The sequence below is a fragment of the Thermogemmatispora sp. genome (assembly GCF_019683755.1).
Taxonomy (GTDB): Bacteria; Chloroflexota; Ktedonobacteria; order Ktedonobacterales; family Ktedonobacteraceae; genus Thermogemmatispora.
This window is the reverse complement of the sequence record NZ_JADGHT010000427.1, coordinates 1-3,476: the sequence shown is the minus strand read 5'-3', so window position 1 is coordinate 3,476 and position 3,476 is coordinate 1. Positions and strand designations below refer to the sequence as shown.

General features: G+C 55.3%; 4 protein-coding genes. 2 read left to right on the top strand and 2 right to left on the bottom strand.

All coding sequences use genetic code 11. The features are described from left to right. Positions 1-446: carbohydrate binding domain-containing protein (locus IRZ24_RS18320; RefSeq protein WP_297167525.1), on the top strand; the 446-nt coding region annotated here is incomplete at its 5' end. Between the two features lie 150 nt (positions 447-596). Then, positions 597-1,916 (top strand): chitinase, encoded by a 1,320-nt coding sequence (locus tag IRZ24_RS18315; protein WP_297167522.1) that lies wholly within the window; start codon positions 597-599, stop codon positions 1,914-1,916. Between the two features lie 106 nt (positions 1,917-2,022). Here IRZ24_RS18315 and IRZ24_RS18310 read toward each other — a convergent pair whose 3' ends face one another. Together IRZ24_RS18310 and IRZ24_RS18305 are read right to left on the bottom strand one after the other, a co-directional pair. Beyond that, positions 2,023-2,838 carry a PIG-L family deacetylase gene (locus IRZ24_RS18310; protein WP_297167519.1) on the bottom strand — a complete coding sequence of 272 codons (816 nt, stop codon included), beginning with the start codon at positions 2,836-2,838 and terminating at the stop codon, positions 2,023-2,025. Between the two features lie 106 nt (positions 2,839-2,944). Further along, positions 2,945-3,349 (bottom strand): acyltransferase, encoded by a 405-nt coding sequence (locus IRZ24_RS18305; protein WP_297167516.1) that lies wholly within the window; start codon positions 3,347-3,349, stop codon positions 2,945-2,947. Positions 3,350-3,476: the final 127 nt, after the last annotated feature.

The window sequence follows — 3,476 nt, the reverse complement described above, 5'->3', positions numbered from 1 at the left end:
CACCCACATCTGCGCCGACAGCTACCCCCACTCCTAGCCCGACGCCGACTTCTCCCCCATCCGGCGGCAACCTGGTCGCCAACCCCGGTTTTGAGAGCGGCTCTTTGGCTCCCTGGGCCTGCGATGCCGGTGACAAGATTGTCACCTCTCCCGTCCATAGCGGCAGCTATGCCTTACAGCTGACCCCTACGGCTTCCACGACAGGCCAATGCACTCAGACCATCAGCGTCCTACCCAATCATACCTATACGCTGCGCGCCTATGTGAATGGCCCCTATGCCTATCTGGGCATCAGTGGAGGAGCCAGCAATTGGACCAGCAGCAGTAGCTACACGCTGCTTTCCGTGTCTTTTACAACAGGCGCGTCGACAACGAGTGTCACTATCTATGTACATGGCTGGTACTTGCAGGGGAATGTCTACGTCGATGATGTCTCACTGCAATAGGTCTCAGGCCTAGCCCGCAATCGGCTGATGAAGGGAGGAGTGCGCGCCATCCCGCCTAGCCCCGCACTGGCGTGATGCGCGCGCTCTTCCCCCTAGACTGCCACTCCCAGTAGAGAGCTTTTGTCTCCACGATAGCAAAGGAGCGATGGGATGAAGCCTTTCAATGTTCTGCGCCAACGCACCTTTCTCCTGTCATTGAACTGGCGGACGATGCTGGTCATCGCCACAGCCCTGCTCGTGACTTGCCTTGCCGCTGTCGTTGCTACTATCCAGTTTCAGCAGAGACCCGCTCAAGCCGCCACCGCCCTCGACTCAGCCTGGTATAACGCCGCCCCCTATGTCATGCCTCTCGCTAATCATCCCCCGTCTCTCACCACGGTTATGAGCGCCACAGGAGTACGCGTCTTTACTCTTGCTTTTATCGTCGCAGACAATGGTTGTACTCCCGCCTGGGAGGCCGACAGCGGGCTTATTGATGTCTCTGCCGACACTCAAGTTGGTCCTATCATCAACGCAGTCCGAGCCGCCGGGGGCGACGTCGTCGTCTCCTTTGGCGGCTATAATGGGACAAAACTCGGGCAGGTTTGTGGGACAGCTCAGGCGACCGCCGCTGCTGAGCAAGCCGTGATCAATAAGTACAGTCTGCGAGCCATCGATCTAGATCTAGAGGAGCCAGAGTATGAGAATGCCAGTGCGATCAATAACGAGCTAGGAGCCGCGCAGATTCTGCAGGCAAGCAACCCAGGCCTCATGATCACTATCACTTTGCCTGGTACGACCGCTGGCACTGGCTACTTTGGGCAGCAGCTCCTCAATACAGCGCGCAGCCTGGGCTACACTCCTAGTAGCTATTCTATCATGCCGTTTGATGGCGGCTTTAACGGTGCCAGCAGCCAAATTAGCGCCCTCCAGAGTTTTCACACTATCCTTATGAATACCTTCGGCTGGGATAGCACTACTGCCTACGCCCACGAGGGCATTTCCTCTATGAATGGGCGCACCGATAGTGGCGAGTACTTCTATCAGTCTGACTTCCAAACTGTGCTGAGCTTTGCCAAGAGTAATCACCTGGCGCGATTTACTTTCTGGTCAGTGAACCGCGATCGCCAATGCACACCACCCGATAACAACGGGAATCTCTCGGCCACCTGCAGTAGCGTGCCCCAGAATGATTGGGACTTCACGCGCATTATCACACAGTTCGCGCAGGCTGTGGCTGGAACCCCTACAGCTACATCACCAGTGACCCCCACACCTACGGTCACCGCAACCACAAGTCTCCCAACGCCGACCCCTACCCCGACAGCTAGCAGTAGCTGCACAGGAGTCGCTCCTTGGAGCGCGACAACGGCTTATAGCGGTGGCAGCAAGGTTACTTACAATGGCTATCTCTGGCAGGCCAAATGGTGGACATATAATGACGTGCCCGGCGGCCCGGCAGGCGTCTGGATTCAACTGGGCCCTTGTTAGCCGCACTTTGGTATCTTTCAGCGCCCATCAGCTTCCTCTATCTGGCGGAGGTGCGGCAGCCTCCGCCTTTATGCTTAGCAGTGACAGTAGCGATTGGCTCATAGGCTCATAAGACGGCCCGCCAGAAGCGTTCTACATGGTTTCCCCGCTTCGAACTGATCTGGCGACTGTAGCATTCAATACTGCGATAAAGATCTTCTGAACTGCCAAAGTTAATACGCACCTGTGATGTATAGAGGCTGGAAGCCTGCTGGCGTAGAGCCAGCGTATCTGAAATCTCTACCAGATGAGGTTGCATCGCGATCCCCAGTTCTCGTAGACGCTTCTTGAGAGCAGAGGGATGCAGCACATAGGGAAAATCCTCATAGAAAGCTACGTTGGCGCCGTATACCAGGAGCCGGAAGGCAGCAGCCGAGACAACGCGATGATCGATATGGCCTCCAATGCCTAGAGGCGCATACCAATGCAGCGAGGGCAGCCGACGATGGAGCGCCAGGCAAAGCCGGAGTAAATCCTCTACAATCCAGGCATCGACTTGACGTATTCTCCCTCCGCTCCCAATTGCCCGCCTCCAAAGACGGAGAGGTAAAGCACCACGATAGATGGCATCGAGATAGTCCAACCACAGGCAGTCAGCTTGCAACCAGGAACAGGCCTGCTGATCTTCCTGCCGGCGCAGCTCGACCAGGCTAAATGCCTCTTGGCGACTGCTCATTGTGCGCTGGATACGTCGGGCAAAGGAGCTTAGCTTTAAATCAGGACCAGGGATGCCTGCGAAAACAGTCACTACTAGAGAATTTTCCTTTTGAAGGGTTTGCAGAGCGATAGTTCCACCACATGAATAGACAACATCATCGAAGTGCGGTGAGAGATAGATATGCTGATACTCTGGACCGACATCATCTGCAGCAGAGACAAGCAATGCTAAACTCCTTTCAGTTCGCAAGCAAGCAGCGCCTGAATTGGCATAGCGGGGCAGAGGATCGACCTGTGCCAATCTCTTTGGCACCCACTAGCTGAGCAGGGCGCTAACCGAACAGAGGATGAAAATGAGCCAGGGAATAAGAGGGATTACGTAGCTGGCGCTCGCCGACCACGCGCGCCGGGACGCCTCCTACGATAGCATAAGGAGGGACATCGCGTGTCACCACTGCTCCCGCCATAACTACAGCTCCTTCGCCTATGGTTACTCCCGCTAATACCGTTGCTCTCGCTCCTAGGAAGGCATAGTTTCCGATCACGATGGGCTTATACACATCTCTATGCTCTGGATCATTAATATCATGCGAACCCGTGATCAGCCAGACACCAGGAGCGAGACTAACCTGCTCTCCAATCACTAGCCCTCCCGTGACATAGAGGAGACAGCCATAGTTAATCACAGAGCCTTTGCCAATCACTACCCGACGCCCCTGACCACGTAGACCCGCCATGTGGATACGCACTCCCGAGAGGATCGTTACTTGTGGCCCGATTTCCCACCCCAGGACAGCCCTATACCAGGCGTAACGCAGTTACAAGTAAGCAATATAGATAACAAACAGATAAGTGAGATATTTA

Coding starts and splice junctions, on each gene's coding strand:
- IRZ24_RS18315 (WP_297167522.1), top strand. CDS start 597: ATGAAGCCTTTCAATGTTCTGCGCCAACGCACCTTTCTCCTGTCATTG.
- IRZ24_RS18305 (WP_297167516.1), bottom strand. CDS start 3,349: ATGGCGGGTCTACGTGGTCAGGGGCGTCGGGTAGTGATTGGCAAAGGC.